Genomic DNA, 17432 nt, shown 5'->3' on the forward strand with positions numbered 1-17432 from the left:
ATTTAGGAAAAACAGGTTGGACAGTTCAACGTTTACTCAGAATAATTCAAGTGAATTTGTTTGAAAGAAGAACTTTAAAAGCTTTATTTTCACCCGATAAAATACCCATAAAACAAGAGGAAGCTCATTTGAGCTTCCTCTTGTGAAAAATTGTGGGACAGCAATGTCTTACGGTGCTTTTTTATTTTTAGAATTAAAAACGCTTTTTGAATACAATAGTTAAAAATATCAAACAATAGAGTGAATTATGTTTTTAGAGGGGAAGATCAAGACCTATAACGAAGAACGAGGTTTTGGTTTTATTGAGATAGCGGGTGAGTCAAAAGATTTATTCTTCCATATTAAAGACTTTCCAAATAAGAATGTGCCACCAAAAGTTGGGGAAAGGTTAAAGTTTCTCAAAGTACAGGATGCAGGCAAGTTTAAAGCAGACAATATTGTGCGTTTGGATCTCAAAACGGAAACCCCTCGACATACGCCTCAGTCACGAGCATTAGAAAATAAGCCTCGTATTACTCAACGAAAACAATCTCAAGAGAAGAAAAGTAGCTTTAGCACTTACATTGGATTTCTGATTATGATTGGCTTAGCCTATGCGGTTTATAACAAATATCAGGATTGGCAAAGCAGCAGAATACAGCCAGTAGAAGTGCAACGTATAGTTGAAGAACCACAAGTACAGCAGAATTTTAGCTGTGATGGACGACAGCATTGTAGTCAAATGAGTTCATATGAAGAAGCTTTATACTTTTTAAGAAATTGTCCAAATACCAAAATGGATGGTGATGGCGATGGGATCCCATGTGAAAGCCAATTTGGACATCGGTAAATAAAAAAAAGCGCCAAAAGGCGCTTTTTTTTATTGAAAGTGAAATTTATGCTTCACAGAATTTCATAAAGGCTTTAAGACCTGGTCCTTGATATTTTTGGCGGTGTACCAGCATAAATAAAGGACGGGTGAGTGACCAGAATGGAGTATTCAGAATGACCAGTTGACCTTTTTCCTGCAAAGGTTCAATCGCCAGCTTGGAAATACAGGACATCCCTAAACCACCTGCCACAATCTTCAGAATCGCTTCATTATGACCTAGAGTCAGACGAATATTGGCATCAGGTACATCTTTTAAAATGGCATTATCAAAGACTTCACGAGTTCCTGAACCTTCTTCACGTAAAATCCATTCAACCGATTTAAAATCTTCAGCAGTGAGCGGACGGTTTAGCTGAGCTAGAGGATGATCCGGCGCACAGCATACTGCCAGTTCATCATCGCGCCAATGAATACATTGCAGTTGTGGTAAATGGCAAGAACCTTCAATCAGGGCCAAATCTAGCTGGAACTGATTTACGGCTTCGATCATTTGACGGGTATTGCCGACCTGCAGTTGCAAGTGAGCCTGTGGCTGGATTTTCAGGAAATCCGCCATCAGATCTGGCATCAGATAGTCGGAAATGGTCAGCGTCGCACCGAGACGAAGGTCAATGCTTTGCAGTTCACCTTTGGCTGCCTGCTCGAAAGCTTCACAGCGGCCAAGGATTTCAAGAGCTTGCGGGAGAAGAAAACGACCTAAGTCATTGAGCTGTAAACGCTTACCAAGACGGTCGAATAAAGGCGCGCCAAGACCATCTTCTAAATCTGCTAAAGCCATACTCGCCGCACTTTGGGTGAGTTTGACTGCATCACTGGCTTTGGTGACGGTGCCTTCTTGAGCAACTGCTACAAAAACAGCCAACTGGCGTAAAGTCATGCGCATGAATAGAGCCTTAACATTTAAAAAATATTAATAAATTATGCTGTCATGCTACCATGAGCATAGTCTTTGATGCCACGTTTGAATCATGTCTATTGAAAAATTTAGCTTAGAAAAGGTTTTATCTGTACACCGTTGGACCAATACGCTGTTTAGTTTCACCATGACCAGACCTGCGCATTTCAAGTTTACGGCAGGACAGTTTGCGCGTATTGGCTTGAAAGTGGGGGATGAACTGGTCGTTCGGGCATATTCAGTCGTGTCATCGCCTTTTGATGAAACGCTGGAATTTTTTTCGATTGTGGTTCCGGAAGGGAAATTTACTTCGAATTTACAACATCTTAAAGTAGGCGATGAACTCTACTTAGAGAAAATTCCCTATGGTTATCTGACTTTGGCACGTTATCAATTGCCATTGCCACAAGATTTATGGCTGCTTGGCACAGGTACAGGTCTGGCACCATTTTTATCCATGCTGCAAGACTTTGAAATCTGGAATAAATATAAACATATTAACCTGGTTTATAGCGTCCGTACGCAAGACGAACTGGCTTATGTCGACCGTATTCAGGAAATTGCCGAGACCTTTGGCGAAGATCATACTGGCTTTAAATTTATTCCAATCATTACTCGTGATCCTGAAGCAGCACTTCACCATCGTTTACCGATCCTGATTGAAAATGGGAAACTTGAACGGGCAGCAGGACTTCAGCTTAATCCTGAAACCAGTCACGTGATGCTCTGTGGTAATCCGGAAATGGTTGAAGATACCAAAGAAGCGCTAAAAGCACGTGGCCTGACTATGAACCGTCGTGGTGAAGGAAATATTGCGGTAGAGAATTATTGGTAATTTCTTTAGAGTTTCTCCCTTTCTAAAAGGGAGGTTAGGAGGGATTAAAGTTAGATTATTTGTCAGTTCTTGAATCCTCCCCAACCCCTCCTTTGCAAAGGAGGGGCTTTTACCTCTCCCTTGCGCAGCAGTGCTGCTCATCGCTTAAAAGGAAAGGGAGTTACATCCTTCTTTAAATTAGAAATGGATTAAAACTGAAAATATTTTAAAGTTAAAAAGAATCCCCCTAAATCTCCCTTTGTTAAAGGGGGACTTTTATTTTTTTAGGTACAAAAAAACCTCCGTCATGGAGGTTTTTTTCATACTGTCATATTAGTGAACAAACATATCCATAAAGTCACGGATTTCCTGAATGGCAGTATCTGTATCGGTCGTTAACCAGGTCGGCTCAAAGAAACCGGCATAATGCTCGATCCGATCCGCATGCACAACTAGACGTACCGGGCAATCTTCTTCCAGTAGGCGCCATGGAATAATCGGAACGTCATTATCTAGCCAGGCCGCAACATTCCGTACATCAATGACCATGGCATTAATGCAGTCCGGAAAAGGCATTACCGACATTTCTTCAGTACGGCGGCGGAAATATTCCAGATCTTGCCAGCGTAGCATAAAGCTCGGTTTGCTAAATTCAATGATTCCAATCAGATGCTGATCACGAGTGTAGTGCAAAGCACATTGATGTGTGACGTCAGTGTCAAGATCAAGCGATACACTCTGTTGACGGTACGCCATAAAACTCGGGTGCATGAAAAATAAGGTGGATAATTATAACGTATTTTGCGCAAAGTAGCAGGTATATTGAAAAACGGTATTTTTACAGCATGTTTTAGCCCACTTAAAATGTGCTTAAAATTTAATAAAATCATAGTGGTATATTGTTTATTTTATAGATAATTCAATTCCTGATAAATCAGCTAAAAACTGCCAGTATCAATTGTCTCGGAAGAGAGTTTCTAACCATAAGACCATAGTATGTTCAGGCTAGAAAATGCCTTTTTTTGAAACTAATACCAAGTTCATCAGACTCATACATATAACTTACATCCATTCACTATCTCACCATCTTTTGTCACAGAAGCTGTGATAACTGCTTGTTATGATAAAAATCTACTTATGAATAAGAAAGAGTGAGAATGGTCATGGTTGATGATTTTAATAAAAAACCACCTTTGCATGATCAGGCAGCAATTACGCAGAAGAAGCGCATTCCTGTCTATATCCTGATTTTGGTCGGTATCTTTTTACTGGCAGTCCTGTTCTATATGTTTGCAGATGTGAAGCCAGATGCGCCTGCGACCCAGCCTAATACACCAGTACCAGCGACTGAAGCCCCTGCCAATAATGGTAGTCCGGCGGCTACTCCAGGCGGTGAAAGCAATGAAGCAATGGCTACTGCAGATGATGCGATGACAGAAGCAACAGCCACTGTAGGCGAAATGTCACAAGATACAGCAGAAGCCACTGCAACTGATGCTCAACAGGCCACCCAATAATTGAGATTGTTAAAAAAAGCTCTGGTTCATGACTAGGGCTTTTTTGCAATAGGTGGTGATGTTTTTCAAAGCTCTGTATCTCCAGGCAAGCTAAGCACAGGAAGTCCAAACTTTATAAACAATCGGAAAGAGCTGAAGATTTCAAAAATAAGCTCGTGAATTCAGATAAATAGCGTAATAACAAAGAGGGCAGAAAACATGAATGATTATATGAGAGGCCCACGTGGTGGCTATGATGCCATGTACTACTGGGATCAGTTTCATCCAATTCTTAGTGCAATTGCCATATTAGTCCTAGGTTGGATTATTGCATTACTCGTCTCGGCAGGTGTTAAAAAAATCTTGCAAAAACTAGGGACCAATACACACTTAAATGCAGCGACAGGACATCGCTCTAATGTCGAGAGTATTATCGCTCGTGTTGTGTTCTGGATTATTCTGATTATTGCGGTTATCGGTGCACTTAACGTACTGAATCTGACAGCAGTGAGCGGACCGTTCAGTAATATGATCCAGCAGTTCCTGCTCTTTATTCCACAATTGCTGGCGGCTGTTGCTGTGGCCTTTGTCGGGTGGATTGTGGCGAATCTGGTCAAAGTCGGCTTGCAAAAAATGCTTGATCGCACCCAGCTGGATGAAAAGCTGAGTGCTGAAGTCGGTGTCAGCCCGATTAGCCAAAATATCAGTGAAATTGTTTACTGGCTGATTTTACTGCTGTTCTTGCCAATTGTCTTGTCGATTCTAGGTCTACACGGTTTACTACTACCTGTGCAGAACATGCTAACTGATGTCGTAAGTTATCTGCCTAATATCTTCATTGCTGCAGTTATTGTATTTGTCGGATACATTCTGGCAAAAATCGTTCGCGGTATAGTTGAAGGTTTGCTCAACAGCTTGAATATTCAACATCAAGCTGAGAAAGTCGGCATTTTCAAAAACTCAAATGTCGCTCAACTGATTGGTTCATTCATCTTCGCAGTCGTAATTATTACGTCATTAATCATTGCATTTGAAGCACTGGGTATTGAAGCCATTTCTCAGCCAGCAACTGCAATGCTATATGAGATCATGAATGCCATTCCAAATATCATTGCAGCTGCACTGATCCTGATTCTGGCTTATGTGGTGTCTAGACTGGTAGCACGTCTGGTGACTGAAGTCGTTGCCGGAACAGGTGTAGATGAGGTTCCAGCTAAACTGGATCTACAACGCTTCCTGGGCAAAACCAAACTATCAAGTCTGGTGGGTTACCTGATTGTACTGTTCACCATGCTATTTGCAGTTTCTGAAGCTGCGGACCGTTTAGGCTTTGAACAGGTGAGTGGCCTGATCGCGATGTTCATCTACTTCGGTGCAAACATCCTGCTAGGTGCTGTAATCCTGGTGATCGGCTTCTGGCTGGCCAATGTAGTTGCCAATATTGTGCAACGTGGTGAATACAACAGTTCACGCTGGTTAGCGAACTTGGTTCGTGTACTGATCATGGGTCTGGTCATTGCGATGGGTCTACGTGCCATGGGCATTGCTGACTCGATTGTGAATCTGGCCTTCGGTTTAACTCTGGGTGCTGTTGCAGTGGCTTTTGCCTTGGCCTTTGGTCTCGGTGGCCGTCAACCAGCAGAACGTGTACTGACTGATTTGATCGATAAAGCTAAACGAGAAGCTAAAGAACCAAATCCTTTGAAAAATGAAACTAATATCATGACTTCAGGTTTAGGTGCTGATGTCAGTGGTACTACAGGTGCAGGCAGTTCAACTACAGGAGAAAATATTGTGCCGAATCAAGATCAATCACAAGATGACAATGCGCCAATGCGTACCAATTTATCCAATAGTACGCCAGCGACCTTGACCACTGCACCACAGGATGATGAAGCTTCAGGTGTAGACCAGGTAACACCAGATGTCGATCAGGCTGTACCGGATTCTCTTCAAGTTGATCCAACTCATCCGCCAGCGAATAATCCATTTGGTTCTACAGGTGAAGAAGAACCGGATGTCGATAGTCATCCAAAAAAAGATGACCCGAATTAACCTGTTCTATTTAAACAAAATCGGCCACGCTTGAGTGGTCGATTTTTTTAATTATGAGGAAATCTGAATGAATGCCAAGAAACCGAATAATCTGTTAGCACCCTTAGTGATAGCAGGCATTACCATTGGCTTTTTTACAGCTGCTTATCGATTTGTCTTTGTGAAAAGCAAACAGGATGAGCAGGCCAAAAAAGAGCTGGATAAGAAAATACCTGATCCAGACGAATTTAATTAAGTCGAAATACTGCCTAGTCACTATACATAGAATTTCTTTTTTAAAAAATATAGAATATTCAAGTGAATACTAAAATGATTTTGGTATTTTTCTTGCATTAAAAATATAAAGAAAAAGGAGATCAATAAGATGTGGAAAACATTTCAGCATAAATTCATGGCACCTATGGCAGATCAAGTACCCTTACATCTGCAGGAAGCGGCTCAGAAAATGCAACTGACGATTGACCGTTTAGAAAATACGGCCAATCTCAACCTGTTTAAAACGGATTATCTGGAATAAGCGAAGTATTTTCTCTTCCCAGATCATCTCTGTATTAAACATATTCCGATGCGGCATGTGCTGATGACCATGCCCATTGGAAGTTAAAACCTCCCAAATGACCAGTCACATCCAGTATCTCGCCCACAAAATACAAGCCTTTCTGCTTTTTGCTTTCCATGGTTTTAGATGAAACTTCGGTTGTATCTACGCCGCCCAAAGTCACTTCAGCTGTCCGGTAACCTTCAGTTCCAGAAGGCTTCAGTTCAAAGCCACTTAAACGTTTGGCAATCTGTTCCAGCTTGTCATCACTAATATTGCCGATGAATGTTTCAGCCACTTCAGGCCAGATCAGATTCTGTAATTCTAGTACTACGCTCTTCGGTAAATATTCGGTCAATAGTGTACGTAGCAGAACTTTAGGCTGACTCTGTTTTTTAGATTTAAAGAAATCAAACAGGTCGACACTTGGTAGAAAATCAACCTTAAAGCTTTGGCCAACATCCCAGTAATTTGACAGTTGTAGGGAGCTAGGGCCGCTCAGACCACGATGGGTAAACAGTAAAGCTTCAGTAAAACTGTTTAAATCATTGGACAGCGTGGCTTCAACTGCATTACCGCTCAGACGGGTGGTGACTTCCTTGAAACTATCCGAGAAAGTAAACGGCACCAGACCGGCACGGGTTGGATAGACATGATGTCCAAACTGTTTGGCAATCTCATAGCCGATGCCTGAACCGCCTAAGGTTGGAATTGACAGGCCACCTGAAGCAACCACAACAGATTCCACTTCAAAATATCCTAAAGAAGTGGCTACCTGAAATCCTTGATCGTCCACAGTATTGACAGCTTTCACTTCGCAGTTGGTTTTGATCTCGACCAGACCAGTTTTGTCACATTCGGACAGCAGCATCGCCAGAATTTCTTTGGCACCATTTAAGGTGAATAGCTGTCCGTGTTTACGTTCTTCATACTCGATGCCATATTCACAGACCATGCCAATAAAATCCCAATTGGTATAGCGGGTCAGTGCTGAAATCACGAAATACGGATTGTGCGAGATGAAATTTTCAGGTTCGACATAGAGGTTGGTGAAATTACATTTGCCACCACCGGACATCAGGATTTTCTTACCCACCTTATTGGCTTTTTCAACGACTACGACTTTACGACCACGTTGTGCTGCCATATAGGCCGTCATTAAACCTGATGCACCTGCACCTATGACCAAAACATCGTATTGCTGAACAGACATGACACACTCAAGGGAGAAGAAAGGGGAGCATTATAGACAATTTTATTTCAGCTTTGTCTATTCCTGAAAGGGGCTACCCGAATTACAGCGTGTTAGCGAATATTTATCATAAATAATTTGAAGCAGCTGGCGGATTCATGCATAGTTTTGTCATGCCTAAAAAATAATCACAATGAAAGGAATAATTTATGACGGATACGGCAGCATACAAACAATATAATCTGATCAGCTATATTCTTCATCTACTGGGTTTTTTCCTGGGAATAACCCCATTAATCGCCATTATCATGAATTATATTAAACGTGATGAAATGCGAGGCACCTGGCTAGAAAGTCATGTGGATTGGCAGATTAAAACCTTCTGGTTCAGCTTACTGGGCTATATTCTGGGTGGTCTGCTCACCGTAATTCTAATCGGTTTTGTGATTATTTTTCTTGTCTTTGTCTGGCACGTCTATCGGCTGGTCAAAGGGCTAATTGCACTCAATGAAAATAATCCGATAGGCATTTAAGTTTCGATCAGAACTTTAAGCGATTTAAATATTTCGACCTTGTAGTCCACCAGTATGCAGGATCAGCAGTTTTGTTTCTGGTGGAAAGCAGCCTTTTTCAATCAGATTTGAAATTCCCAACAGCATTTTTCCAGTATAAATTTGCTCTAAGGGAATATCATATTCAGCTTCAAAGTGCTGTATAAACTGGATCAGTTCAGGAGTGGTTTTGGCATAACCACTGCAACAATAATCATCGAGAATGGACCAGTTTCTTTTCTTGGTCAGCTTAGCCACCTCCTCATTCAGGAAGTTGCCTTTTAAGGCAGAAAATCCTAATACCTGTTGATGAGGCTGGCTGGCTTCAATCAAACCTGTAATCGTGCCACCAGTGCCTACAGCACAGCAGATCACGTCAAATTGTGCATCGCCGTCCTTTAGAATCTCCTGACATCCCCGAATCGCTAATGTATTAGTACCGCCTTCAGGAATGATGTAATGTGCAGGAAAATTTTGTGCTAACGCTGTTAGATAATTAGCGTCCTGTTTACGTCGATATTCTTCACGACTCACAAAATGCAGTTGCATGCCGTATTGTTGTGCCAACGCTAAAGTGGGGTTTAAAGGCTGATGAGCCAGTTCTTCACCCCGAATAATGCCGACACTCTCAAAGCCAAACTGCTGTGCTGCAAATGCCGTTGCGGCAATATGATTGGAATAAGCGCCCCCAAAAGTCAGCAGCTTTTTAAAGCCAAGTTGCTGTGCTTCCAGAAAATTGTATTTCAGTTTAAAAAACTTGTTGCCTGATATTTGTGGATGCACCAGATCCAGACGGCGTATGGTTACAAACCTGTTTTTCAGCCAGATGCGCTGGTCTGGAATATGCTGGGCGATTTTTTCAAACATGGTATTTTCATAAGCTAAGAATGAGCAAATTATAGCGAAATAGAATCAGCAGGATGGCAGAATCATGAGCTCCTTAAACTAAGAATAAAATTTCGTAGATTGTCACAATTCATATGCTGAAAATTTAAACAAATTTGCTAATCTGAATCTTATAGGGAACTTAGAGGAGGATAGAATAATGAAAATACTATCCTGTACGATTTTAAGTGTATTGTTCTTAGTAGGCTTATCTGGCTGTGATGATCCGCTGAATAAACCTAAAACTGATACACGAAGCATGATCATTGGCGGAGTTCCGGTGTATGACCATGATTATAAGATGCTTGATTCATCCCTCACCGCTCAAGACCAATTGAAGAAATAGCCGGATTTCGCACAAATATTGCATCATTTGTGTAGAAATATTAAAGCAAAATAAATTATTTTTACTTAAAATAAGCCATTCATTTTAAGTTTGGATGGTCACGTGGAATCATTTTGGATTTTAGGTTCAATTGCCTTTGCCCTCATGTTAGGTGCAATGAGCCCAGGACCGACTTCTATTTATGTAGCGAAAAATTCAATTGCGATCTCACGTAAGCATGGCCTATTTACAGCTTTAGGTACCGGAACAGGGGCGGCGATTTTTGGTCTGCTTGCAGTTTTAGGTTTGCAGGCATTTTTGCTGGCTGTGCCATCTGCCTATCTGGCGCTTAAAATTTGTGGTGGTTTATATCTGCTCTGGTTGGCTTTTAAAATTATCAAGCATGCCAAAGAACCAATCGATGCAGGCGATGACAGTCAAACTCAGATGTCCTTACGTCGTGCTTATATGACAGGTTTGATTACTCAATTATCTAACCCAAAAATTGCCATTGTATTGGCCAGTATTTTTACTGCGCTTTTGCCAAAAGAAATTCCAACTTACTTTTATTTTGTATTACCGGTTTTATGTTTCTTTATTGATGCAGGCTGGTGCTCGCTGGTGGCCGTTGCACTTTCTGCTGAAAAGCCACGTCGAGTATATTTGAAGTTTAAAGCCGGTTTTGACCGTGCAGCAGGGGCGGTCATGACCGTGCTGGGATTAAAGCTGATCTTTGGGATGAAGTAATTTTCCAATTATCGCAGACCATAAAAAAAGCCCCAATGATTCGGGGCTTTTTTAATTTGGTTCTTAAAAAATATTTTCTTCCGAATTTGCCGAGATCCGGTGAATAGATAAATCCGCACCGGTAAATTCTTCTTCCTGACTCAGACGAATACCGATCAACACTTTCAGCAGACCATAAACCAGGAATCCACCTGCCAGAGCCACTACAATCGCCAGTACGGTACCGAATAATTGTGAAATGATAGAAACACCGCCCATACCTCCTAGCCATTGCTGACCGAATACACCGACAGCAATTCCACCGAAAGCACCACATACGCCATGCAAAGGCCAGACCCCTAATACATCATCAACTTTAAGTTTATTTTGGGTATAGGTAAAGAGTTTCACAAAAATTACGCCTGCGCTGATTCCGATAAATAATGCACCCAGTGGATGTACCACATCAGAACCTGCACAGATGGCAACTAGTCCGGCTAATGGACCATTATGCAAGAAGCCCGGGTCATCTTTACCGGCTACTTTTGCCGCAATAGTTCCACCGACCATTGCCATTAAAGAGTTAATTGCAACCAGTCCGGAAATGGCGTCCAGGCGCTGTGCACTCATCACATTAAAGCCAAACCAGCCGACAATCAGAATCCATGAGCCTAAAGCAAGGAAAGGGATAGATGAAGGGGGATGTGCAGTAATCCGGCCATCATTTTTATAGCGTCCATTACGTGCACCAAGTAAAACGACCGCGGCCAGAGCAATCCAGCCTCCCATGCCATGCACGACCACAGAGCCGGCGAAATCGTGGAAGCTGGCACCAAAGGTATCTGCCAACCAGTCCTGAAAACCAAAGTTGCCATTCCAGATCATCCCTTCAAAAAATGGATAAATCAGAGCCACCAGAAATAAAGTCGCTAAAGCCTGCGAACGCATTTTGGCCCGTTCAGCAATGCCTCCCGAGATAATCGCAGGAATAGCTGCGGCAAAGGTTAGCAGGAAGAAACAGCGCATCAGGTTATAACCATGATCGGCTGCTAGAGTAGAAGCATCGTGGAAAAAATGCTGACCATAGGCAATATAGTAGCCCACCAGAAAGTAAGCGATGGCGGAGAGGGAAAAGTCAGTGAGAATTTTACTTAAGGCATTGACCTGATTCTTATGGCGAACTGTCCCTAGTTCTAAAAACGCAAATCCTGCATGCATAGCGAGCACTAGAACTGCACCGAGAAGGAGAAATAATAAGTCTATATTTTGCATTGTGCGTTCCAATTTAGTGCATAGAATCACAAAAGAAATCCAGTATATAGAGGCAAACTGATTCGAAAAGAGTTACTAACAAGGGAAATTTTGATAATGAATTTCTTGAAACTGACAAGACTCGATATAAAGCACAATAGAATTTTATGCACCAAACTAAGACATCATAAGAAAAGATAAAATTTAAATTTATATTTTGTTTTTTAGATATTTAGCTTTATCACGGGAAAATGGCATGTTAAAAATGTGTGTTAAAGGTGCACATGAAAAGTAAAAGGATTTTTAAGAAAAAATTTAAAAAAAATAAGTGAAAGATGATTTTGAATTGCAAAAGTAGATCATGGTTTTAAATTTTAGAAGTCATATAGGCTATTGATTAGCTATATTTCCAATAAATAAAACCCTAACAAATTAGGGTTTCATCCGGAGCTAAAATCTGAAGTATTCAATTAATCTTTAAAATGTACGGGAATCCATTGATAGCTCTTTCCATCTTTTGAGTAAATATGACCGATCCCTGGGAATGGTAAATGTGGTGCTGCAATGGTCTGGCCTTGCTTGGCATATTCAGCAAAATGCTTTAAACGGGTTTGCACCGCAGTTTTAGGATCAACATCGAATTCTATGGCTGTTTCAGGTTTGTCGAATTGCAAGGTATGTGAATGGACGATGTCACCGACAAATACGACTTCTTGACCATCTGCTTTGAGTTTAAAGCTGTAATGCCCTGGGGTATGACCAAAGGATGGCTTAAACTCGATCCCACCAAAGGCTAAAGATTTATCAGAAAAGACTTTCACTTTTTTAGCTTTTTCATAGGGTGCAAGGGCTGCTTTAATTTTCTCTACGGTGCCTAAGAAACCCTCCTGCTGGTCTTTCGGTAGTTTTTTAACGGTATTTGGACTTAGCCAGTAGTCATATTCGGTTTTAGAAATATGTAAGGTGGCATTTGGATAATTTGCTGCGCCGTTATTTGAAATGCCACAAACATGATCAGGGTGGAGATGAGTCAGGAAAATACCACTCACTTGAGCAGGCTGATAACCTGATGCCTTGAGGTTGTTATAAATTGACCCTAAGTGTGCACCAAAGCAGCTTGCAGCACCGCTATCCACCATGAGCAGTTGATTGCCTGTATTAATCAGGAAAGCATTGACTGAAGTCTGTATGCCTTTGGCTTGATCGGCATGATATTTCTTCAAAATCTCAGTTTTTTCTGCATCATTTAGGCCTTTAAACATCGATGGATTTAAGTAGTTTGTGCCATCCAGCAGGGCAGTAATCTGAGTATTACCAATTTGGTGATGATAGTAGCCGGCGACTTGTTTTTGTAAAGCAATTGTTGCAGGTTCAGCAGCCTGACTCACACTTACACCCAAAACAGAAAATGAAAGTAGAGAGGTGAGGAGGGAGGTCTTTAAAATATTCATGGCAATTCTTATGGTTGTGAAGTTTATGCTATGTATTAGCATGTAAAGCATGAAAATAGAATATAAAAATATTTACCTTTTTTAAAAGAGAGAAGAGGAATTGAATATCTGTACTAGGCATTCAGTTTGAATCTGTATATTGATTTTTTAAGAAAATAAAAGTTTTTTTCTAAAAATATTTTTATAAATAAATTACTTAGATAAATTTCACTTTTATAAAAAAGCCCGTTAACATGGGGCATTGCAAACAGCCTTGGGTATCACTATGAGTTTTTGGAAAAAGAAAAATAATGCAGCATTTGTATTTTTCATTATTACCTTATATTCATTGCTGGGCTTCGGCATTGGCTATGTCATCTGGGAATTTTTCCTTGATAAATAAGTGCTATCTGATTTATAGATCGACCTAAAAAAGCCTCTAAAGATAGAGGCTTTTTTAATAAGCAATTATTTACTGCATTCAGGCTGAGAACGGTCAATAATTTGAGTGCCTTCTACGCGATAGCCAATTTGGCCTACAAGAAATGCTTGATTTAGTTGAGTGATGACTACATCAGAAAGTGCTACTGCACAACGATCTTTTTCAATTGCACGATCTACTGCTGTTTTGAAATTAGGAATACCTAAAGGGAATAAAATTACTGGAACTTTATCTTCGCCTTTAACGCGTTCGCCTTTAACGAACTGAGTTGAGTTTAGGTTGAAGTTTTTCGTTGAAGCTACAGTCATATCAGCCATACGAACTGAACATCCTGTGAATACAATTGTTGATGCTGCTAAAGCTGAAACTAGTAATTTTTTCATGTTTACCCCGAATAATTCTAAAAATAAAAAAGCGTTTAAATTCTATAGATATATTTTTTAAAAACAAGAAAATATATTGTATAAATGGTAAAAAAATTAAAGATGAAGAACTTTTATTGGCTGAGTATTATTTTATTAGACTAAGTAAAAAGCCCCTACATCAGTAGAGGCTTTTCTTCTATCTAAGACCTAAATCTTAAGAAACTTTATCACCCGGTTTAGCACCAGATTCAGGTGAAATCACCCAAACGCCTTCGCCATTACCAGCCGCAAGTACCATACCGTTTGAAATACCAAAACGCATTTTACGTGGAGCAAGGTTCGCAACCATCACCACCAGTTTACCTTTCAGGTCTTCCGGTTTATAAAACTCACGGATACCGCTGAAGACATTACGTGGTTCAGCTTCACCGACATTTAACGTGAGTTGTAAAAGCTTGTCAGAACCTTCAACCGTTGCAGCATCCAGAACTTCCGCTACACGCAGGTCAACTTTGATGAAGTCATCAATGGTGATGATTTCAGCTTCACCGACTTTAGGCTCAGCTTTCTTCTCTTTGGCTTTCTCTTTTTTCTTCTCAGCTTTTGCTGGTTCAGCAGCAGGTGCAGCTAAAGAATCTTTAGATGCATCGACCATCGCAGCCACAGCTTTCGGATCAACACGTTGCATCAATGGCTGGAACAATGCAATTTCATGACCTGTTAAGATTTCTGTACGTGAAGCAAAGTCGAAAGAAGCTAGTTTTAGGAAGGCCTGAACCTGAGCAGCCAATGTTGGTAACACTGGAGCTAAATACACAGCCAATTGACGGAATAGGTTAATACCGACAGAACACACATCGTGAACCTGTTGTTCTTCGCCTTCAATTTTCGCTAAAGCCCAAGGTTTTTTCTCATCAATGTATTGGTTGGCTTTATCTGCAAGTGCCATGATTTCACGGATCGCTGCCGAGAATTCACGGGTTTCATAAGCTTTGGCAATTGAATCGCCAGCATCAATAAAGCTTTGAACCAGTTCAGGCTCGGCACAAGTTGCACTTAGCTTGTTGTCAAACTTGGTATTGATGAATTTTGCACAACGGCTGGCGATATTCACTACTTTACCCACTAGGTCCGAATTCACTTTCTGAACGAAGTCATCCAGATTCAGGTCAGAATCTTCAACCTTGTCAGAAAGTTTAGAAGCAAAGTAATAACGCAGGTATTCAGGGTTCAAATGCTGTAAATAAGTTTCAGCTTTAATGAAGGTACCGCGAGATTTAGACATCTTCTGACCATTTACAGTCAGGAAGCCATTCACGAATAAACCGGTTGGTGTACGGTAGTCTGCACCTTCCAGCATTGCAGGCCAGAACAGGGCATGGAAGTAAACGATGTCTTTACCAATGAAGTGATAGACTTCATTTTTAGAATCTTTTTTCCAGAAATCATCGAAGCTTAAATCAGGACGTTTAGTTTTGATGTAATTCTCGAAGCTCGACATATAGCCGATTGGCGCATCCACCCACACATAGAAATATTTGTTTGGCGCATCAGGAATTTCAAAGCCGAAATACGGTGCATCACGTGAGATGTCCCAGTCGTTCAAGCCATTGTCAAACCATTCATCTAATTTGTTGGCGATAGATACGGGTAGACGGCCTTCGTCACGGGTCCATTTTTGCAGGTATTCACCAAAATTTGGCAGTTTAAAGAAGTAATGGTCCGAAGATTTCTCAACAGGAGTCGCGCCGCTTAAAGTCGATTTTGGATTTAATAATTCAGTCGCGTTGTAAGTTGTACCGCAAACTTCACATGAATCGCCGTATTGATCTTCCGCCTTACATTTTGGGCATGTACCCTTAATGAAACGGTCTGACAGGAACATGCCTTTTTCAGGGTCAAATAACTGGGTTACAGGGCGAACTGCAATATTACCGGCTTCACGGTTTTTGATATAGATTTCTGAAGCACGGGCGCGGTTAGTATCACTGTGGGTAGAGTCATAATGATCGAAATGCACACCGAAACCGTCAAAGTCACGAATATGTTCTTTTTGCACATTGGCAATCTGTGCTTCAGGTGAAATGCCATTTGCCTCAGCACGCAGCATGATCGCTGTACCATGAGCATCATCCGCACAGACATACGTCACGTCATGACCCATCGCGCGCATCGCACGTACCCATATATCAGCCTGGATATAGCCGAGTAAGTGACCCATATGAATCGGGCCATTGGCGTAAGGAAGGGCATTGGTGACTAGGATTTTACGCACGGATTCACTCTCTCATTCGTATTCATTATGCAATGGGCCATAATTTTACATGATGCAGAAGGGATTACAAAGAAATGCTTTTACAGAAGCACAAGGAATAAATCAGGCCGAATATTCAGAATACAAAAACAGGCTATAGACAGGTAATTGACCCTTAAAAATTCGATTGAGATAAGTTGATGCTACTTCCTGCAAGCAATAGCAACAACATGTACAGGCTTTGTTGCAGTTTGCTTAATTCACCCACGTCATTGCATGCTTTGTGCTAAAAATTTGGCTGATCATTTTTATTATGACGCCTTAGGAGGGTACTCATGACTCAGAATAACCAGACAAGTACTTCAAAACAGAATCAAGATAAAGAACAACATGCACGAGAACTGCATGACAAGATTGAACAAGAGCAGAAGCAGAACAAGATTGATAAACAGCATAAGCAGAAGCATGAAGAAGTCCTAGAAGCCCAAAAAAATGGTGCTGATGAAAATTCTGATAAACAGCAAGACTCTAAAGCATCAGATAATCAGCAATCAGAGCAAAAAGATGCGTCTAAAAATGACCAATCTAATCATGGTGATGAATCAGATAAAAAAGCTGAAAGTACCAAAATGGATGACTTAAAAGCGAAAGCCATCGCAATTGGTGAAGAGCTGTTGCAAAAAGGCGAAAAGATTCTGAATGAGTTAAAAAATGGCAAATCAGACAGCCAGAAAAACGGCGAGCAAGGTTCAGATGATTCGAAAAAGGCACAGGATCAAAGTTCTGGAGATAAATCAGCAAATCAGGCTGACCAGGATCGCATGGCAAATTTAAAAGATGAAGCGCTACACAAGTTTGAAGATACTAAGGTCAAAATTAGTGAGTTGGTGAATGAAGCTGCTACGAAACTGAATGAGTTGAAACAGATGGCGGCTGAAACCATGACTAAAATGAAAGGCGATGACCAGCCTCAGTCAGGTGATTCTAAAAAGCAGGATCAGGATTCTTCTTCTAAGGATGCTACGGATAAGGATCAAAATTCAGATCAGACCAATAATAAAGATGATGCTAAAAAGGATCAGGATAAGGCTGATCAATCTGGGCAAAACAAGACCGATCAAGATAAAAATCATAAATAATCATTTCATGTTGAAAGCCACTTCATTTAATTTTTGAATGAAGTGGCTTTTTAATGGATACTATCTAGTTAATTTTATTTAAAATTTTAAAATATCAATAATATAAAACAATAAATAAGATGTAATGCTGACTTTATAAATTTTCTTCCCTGTAACTCTTTAAAACCAAGTAAAATAGTTGGAAATTATATTTGTCTTTCAGG

19 protein-coding genes and 1 pseudogene are annotated in these 17432 nt (G+C 40.7%); 12 read left to right on the top strand and 8 right to left on the bottom strand.

Annotated features, from left to right (window positions below):
• Both FTV18_RS03335 and FTV18_RS03340 read left to right on the top strand, forming a co-directional pair.
• Window positions 1-146 (top strand): annotated as a pseudogene (locus tag FTV18_RS03335) (IS4 family transposase); the annotation flags it as partial.
• 101 nt (window positions 147-247) lie between these two features.
• Entirely contained in the window at window positions 248-829 is a 582-nt protein-coding gene (locus tag FTV18_RS03340) for a cold shock domain-containing protein (protein ID WP_159124401.1), read from the top strand.
• A 46-nt stretch (window positions 830-875) separates the two neighbouring features.
• On the opposite strand, the gene gigC is transcribed toward FTV18_RS03340, so the two are convergent.
• Window positions 876-1754, bottom strand: coding sequence for a LysR family transcriptional regulator GigC (gene gigC / locus FTV18_RS03345; RefSeq protein ID WP_159124400.1), 879 nt, complete (start codon window positions 1752-1754; stop codon window positions 876-878).
• An 85-nt stretch (window positions 1755-1839) separates the two neighbouring features.
• Here gigC and FTV18_RS03350 point away from each other — a divergent pair, with 85 nt between their 5' ends.
• Entirely contained in the window at window positions 1840-2601 is a 762-nt protein-coding gene (locus FTV18_RS03350; protein ID WP_180012018.1) for a ferredoxin--NADP reductase, read from the top strand.
• Between the two features lie 312 nt (window positions 2602-2913).
• Here the strand turns inward: FTV18_RS03350 and FTV18_RS03355 are convergent, their stop codons facing one another.
• The gene (locus FTV18_RS03355) at window positions 2914-3336 is read right to left on the bottom strand and encodes a hypothetical protein (RefSeq protein ID WP_180016890.1); all 423 of its coding nucleotides are present in this window, start codon (window positions 3334-3336) and stop codon (window positions 2914-2916) included.
• Between the two features lie 407 nt (window positions 3337-3743).
• On the opposite strand from FTV18_RS03355, the gene FTV18_RS03360 reads away from it, so the two are divergent.
• From FTV18_RS03360 to FTV18_RS03375, 4 genes are all read left to right on the top strand, one after another.
• Complete coding sequence (locus tag FTV18_RS03360) at window positions 3744-4097, top strand: hypothetical protein (protein ID WP_034702043.1); 354 nt, start codon at window positions 3744-3746, stop codon at window positions 4095-4097.
• Window positions 4098-4295: 198 nt separating this feature from the next.
• Window positions 4296-6131, top strand: coding sequence for a mechanosensitive ion channel (locus FTV18_RS03365; RefSeq protein WP_180012016.1), 1836 nt, complete (start codon window positions 4296-4298; stop codon window positions 6129-6131).
• Between the two features lie 67 nt (window positions 6132-6198).
• A complete protein-coding gene (locus FTV18_RS03370) occupies window positions 6199-6366 on the top strand; it encodes a hypothetical protein (RefSeq protein WP_180012014.1) in 168 nt (55 codons plus the stop codon).
• Window positions 6367-6495: 129 nt separating this feature from the next.
• On the top strand, window positions 6496-6648 hold the full coding sequence (locus FTV18_RS03375; protein ID WP_180012012.1) for a hypothetical protein: 153 nt from the start codon (window positions 6496-6498) through the stop codon (window positions 6646-6648).
• Between the two features lie 34 nt (window positions 6649-6682).
• Here FTV18_RS03375 and FTV18_RS03380 read toward each other — a convergent pair whose 3' ends face one another.
• A complete protein-coding gene (locus FTV18_RS03380; RefSeq protein ID WP_180012010.1) occupies window positions 6683-7882 on the bottom strand; it encodes an NAD(P)/FAD-dependent oxidoreductase in 1200 nt (399 codons plus the stop codon).
• Window positions 7883-8070: 188 nt separating this feature from the next.
• Between FTV18_RS03380 and FTV18_RS03385 the strand changes: the two genes are divergently transcribed.
• Window positions 8071-8394: a hypothetical protein gene (locus FTV18_RS03385; protein WP_004785040.1), complete on the top strand. Its 324-nt coding sequence runs from the start codon at window positions 8071-8073 to the stop codon at window positions 8392-8394.
• A 24-nt stretch (window positions 8395-8418) separates the two neighbouring features.
• On the opposite strand, the gene FTV18_RS03390 is transcribed toward FTV18_RS03385, so the two are convergent.
• Complete coding sequence (locus FTV18_RS03390) at window positions 8419-9279, bottom strand: 1-aminocyclopropane-1-carboxylate deaminase/D-cysteine desulfhydrase (protein WP_180012008.1); 861 nt, start codon at window positions 9277-9279, stop codon at window positions 8419-8421.
• A 178-nt stretch (window positions 9280-9457) separates the two neighbouring features.
• Between FTV18_RS03390 and FTV18_RS03395 the strand changes: the two genes are divergently transcribed.
• Both FTV18_RS03395 and FTV18_RS03400 read left to right on the top strand, forming a co-directional pair.
• Entirely contained in the window at window positions 9458-9643 is a 186-nt protein-coding gene (locus FTV18_RS03395) for an NF038215 family lipoprotein (protein WP_180012005.1), read from the top strand.
• Window positions 9644-9745: 102 nt separating this feature from the next.
• On the top strand, window positions 9746-10369 hold the full coding sequence (locus FTV18_RS03400) for a LysE family translocator (RefSeq protein ID WP_004785033.1): 624 nt from the start codon (window positions 9746-9748) through the stop codon (window positions 10367-10369).
• A 63-nt stretch (window positions 10370-10432) separates the two neighbouring features.
• On the opposite strand, the gene FTV18_RS03405 is transcribed toward FTV18_RS03400, so the two are convergent.
• Together FTV18_RS03405 and FTV18_RS03410 are read right to left on the bottom strand one after the other, a co-directional pair.
• Complete coding sequence (locus tag FTV18_RS03405; protein ID WP_180012003.1) at window positions 10433-11620, bottom strand: ammonium transporter; 1188 nt, start codon at window positions 11618-11620, stop codon at window positions 10433-10435.
• Window positions 11621-12069: 449 nt separating this feature from the next.
• Window positions 12070-13050, bottom strand: coding sequence for an MBL fold metallo-hydrolase (locus FTV18_RS03410; protein WP_180012001.1), 981 nt, complete (start codon window positions 13048-13050; stop codon window positions 12070-12072).
• A 265-nt stretch (window positions 13051-13315) separates the two neighbouring features.
• Here FTV18_RS03410 and FTV18_RS15845 point away from each other — a divergent pair, with 265 nt between their 5' ends.
• Window positions 13316-13432 carry a hypothetical protein gene (locus FTV18_RS15845; RefSeq protein ID WP_373683639.1) on the top strand — a complete coding sequence of 39 codons (117 nt, stop codon included), beginning with the start codon at window positions 13316-13318 and terminating at the stop codon, window positions 13430-13432.
• A gap of 65 nt (window positions 13433-13497) precedes the next feature.
• On the opposite strand, the gene FTV18_RS03415 is transcribed toward FTV18_RS15845, so the two are convergent.
• On the bottom strand, window positions 13498-13854 hold the full coding sequence (locus FTV18_RS03415) for a hypothetical protein (RefSeq protein WP_034581100.1): 357 nt from the start codon (window positions 13852-13854) through the stop codon (window positions 13498-13500).
• Between the two features lie 196 nt (window positions 13855-14050).
• Complete coding sequence (gene metG / locus FTV18_RS03420) at window positions 14051-16111, bottom strand: methionine--tRNA ligase (protein WP_166139312.1); 2061 nt, start codon at window positions 16109-16111, stop codon at window positions 14051-14053.
• Between the two features lie 314 nt (window positions 16112-16425).
• Here metG and FTV18_RS03425 point away from each other — a divergent pair, with 314 nt between their 5' ends.
• A complete protein-coding gene (locus tag FTV18_RS03425) occupies window positions 16426-17229 on the top strand; it encodes a hypothetical protein (protein WP_180011998.1) in 804 nt (267 codons plus the stop codon).
• The last annotated feature ends 203 nt before the right edge of the window (window positions 17230-17432 follow it).

Origin of the sequence: Acinetobacter sp. YH12241, assembly GCF_013417535.1 — a bacterium.
In the GTDB taxonomy this organism is placed as follows: domain Bacteria; phylum Pseudomonadota; class Gammaproteobacteria; order Pseudomonadales; family Moraxellaceae; genus Acinetobacter.

Excerpts from the sequence above, each read along its gene's own strand:
- FTV18_RS03385 (WP_004785040.1), top strand. The coding sequence starts at position 8,071 with ATGACGGATACGGCAGCATACAAACAATATAATCTGATCAGCTATATT.
- FTV18_RS03395 (WP_180012005.1), top strand. The coding sequence starts at position 9,458 with ATGAAAATACTATCCTGTACGATTTTAAGTGTATTGTTCTTAGTAGGC.
- FTV18_RS03415 (WP_034581100.1), bottom strand. The coding sequence starts at position 13,854 with ATGAAAAAATTACTAGTTTCAGCTTTAGCAGCATCAACAATTGTATTC.
- FTV18_RS03340 (WP_159124401.1), top strand. The coding sequence starts at position 248 with ATGTTTTTAGAGGGGAAGATCAAGACCTATAACGAAGAACGAGGTTTT.
- FTV18_RS03370 (WP_180012014.1), top strand. The coding sequence starts at position 6,199 with ATGAATGCCAAGAAACCGAATAATCTGTTAGCACCCTTAGTGATAGCA.
- FTV18_RS03380 (WP_180012010.1), bottom strand. The coding sequence starts at position 7,882 with ATGTCTGTTCAGCAATACGATGTTTTGGTCATAGGTGCAGGTGCATCA.
- FTV18_RS03360 (WP_034702043.1), top strand. The coding sequence starts at position 3,744 with ATGGTTGATGATTTTAATAAAAAACCACCTTTGCATGATCAGGCAGCA.
- FTV18_RS15845 (WP_373683639.1), top strand. The coding sequence starts at position 13,316 with ATGAGTTTTTGGAAAAAGAAAAATAATGCAGCATTTGTATTTTTCATT.
- FTV18_RS03390 (WP_180012008.1), bottom strand. The coding sequence starts at position 9,279 with ATGTTTGAAAAAATCGCCCAGCATATTCCAGACCAGCGCATCTGGCTG.
- FTV18_RS03425 (WP_180011998.1), top strand. The coding sequence starts at position 16,426 with ATGACTCAGAATAACCAGACAAGTACTTCAAAACAGAATCAAGATAAA.
- FTV18_RS03365 (WP_180012016.1), top strand. The coding sequence starts at position 4,296 with ATGAATGATTATATGAGAGGCCCACGTGGTGGCTATGATGCCATGTAC.
- gigC (WP_159124400.1), bottom strand. The coding sequence starts at position 1,754 with ATGCGCATGACTTTACGCCAGTTGGCTGTTTTTGTAGCAGTTGCTCAA.
- FTV18_RS03355 (WP_180016890.1), bottom strand. The coding sequence starts at position 3,336 with ATGGCGTACCGTCAACAGAGTGTATCGCTTGATCTTGACACTGACGTC.
- FTV18_RS03405 (WP_180012003.1), bottom strand. The coding sequence starts at position 11,620 with ATGCAAAATATAGACTTATTATTTCTCCTTCTCGGTGCAGTTCTAGTG.
- FTV18_RS03375 (WP_180012012.1), top strand. The coding sequence starts at position 6,496 with ATGTGGAAAACATTTCAGCATAAATTCATGGCACCTATGGCAGATCAA.
- FTV18_RS03410 (WP_180012001.1), bottom strand. The coding sequence starts at position 13,050 with ATGAATATTTTAAAGACCTCCCTCCTCACCTCTCTACTTTCATTTTCT.
- FTV18_RS03350 (WP_180012018.1), top strand. The coding sequence starts at position 1,840 with ATGTCTATTGAAAAATTTAGCTTAGAAAAGGTTTTATCTGTACACCGT.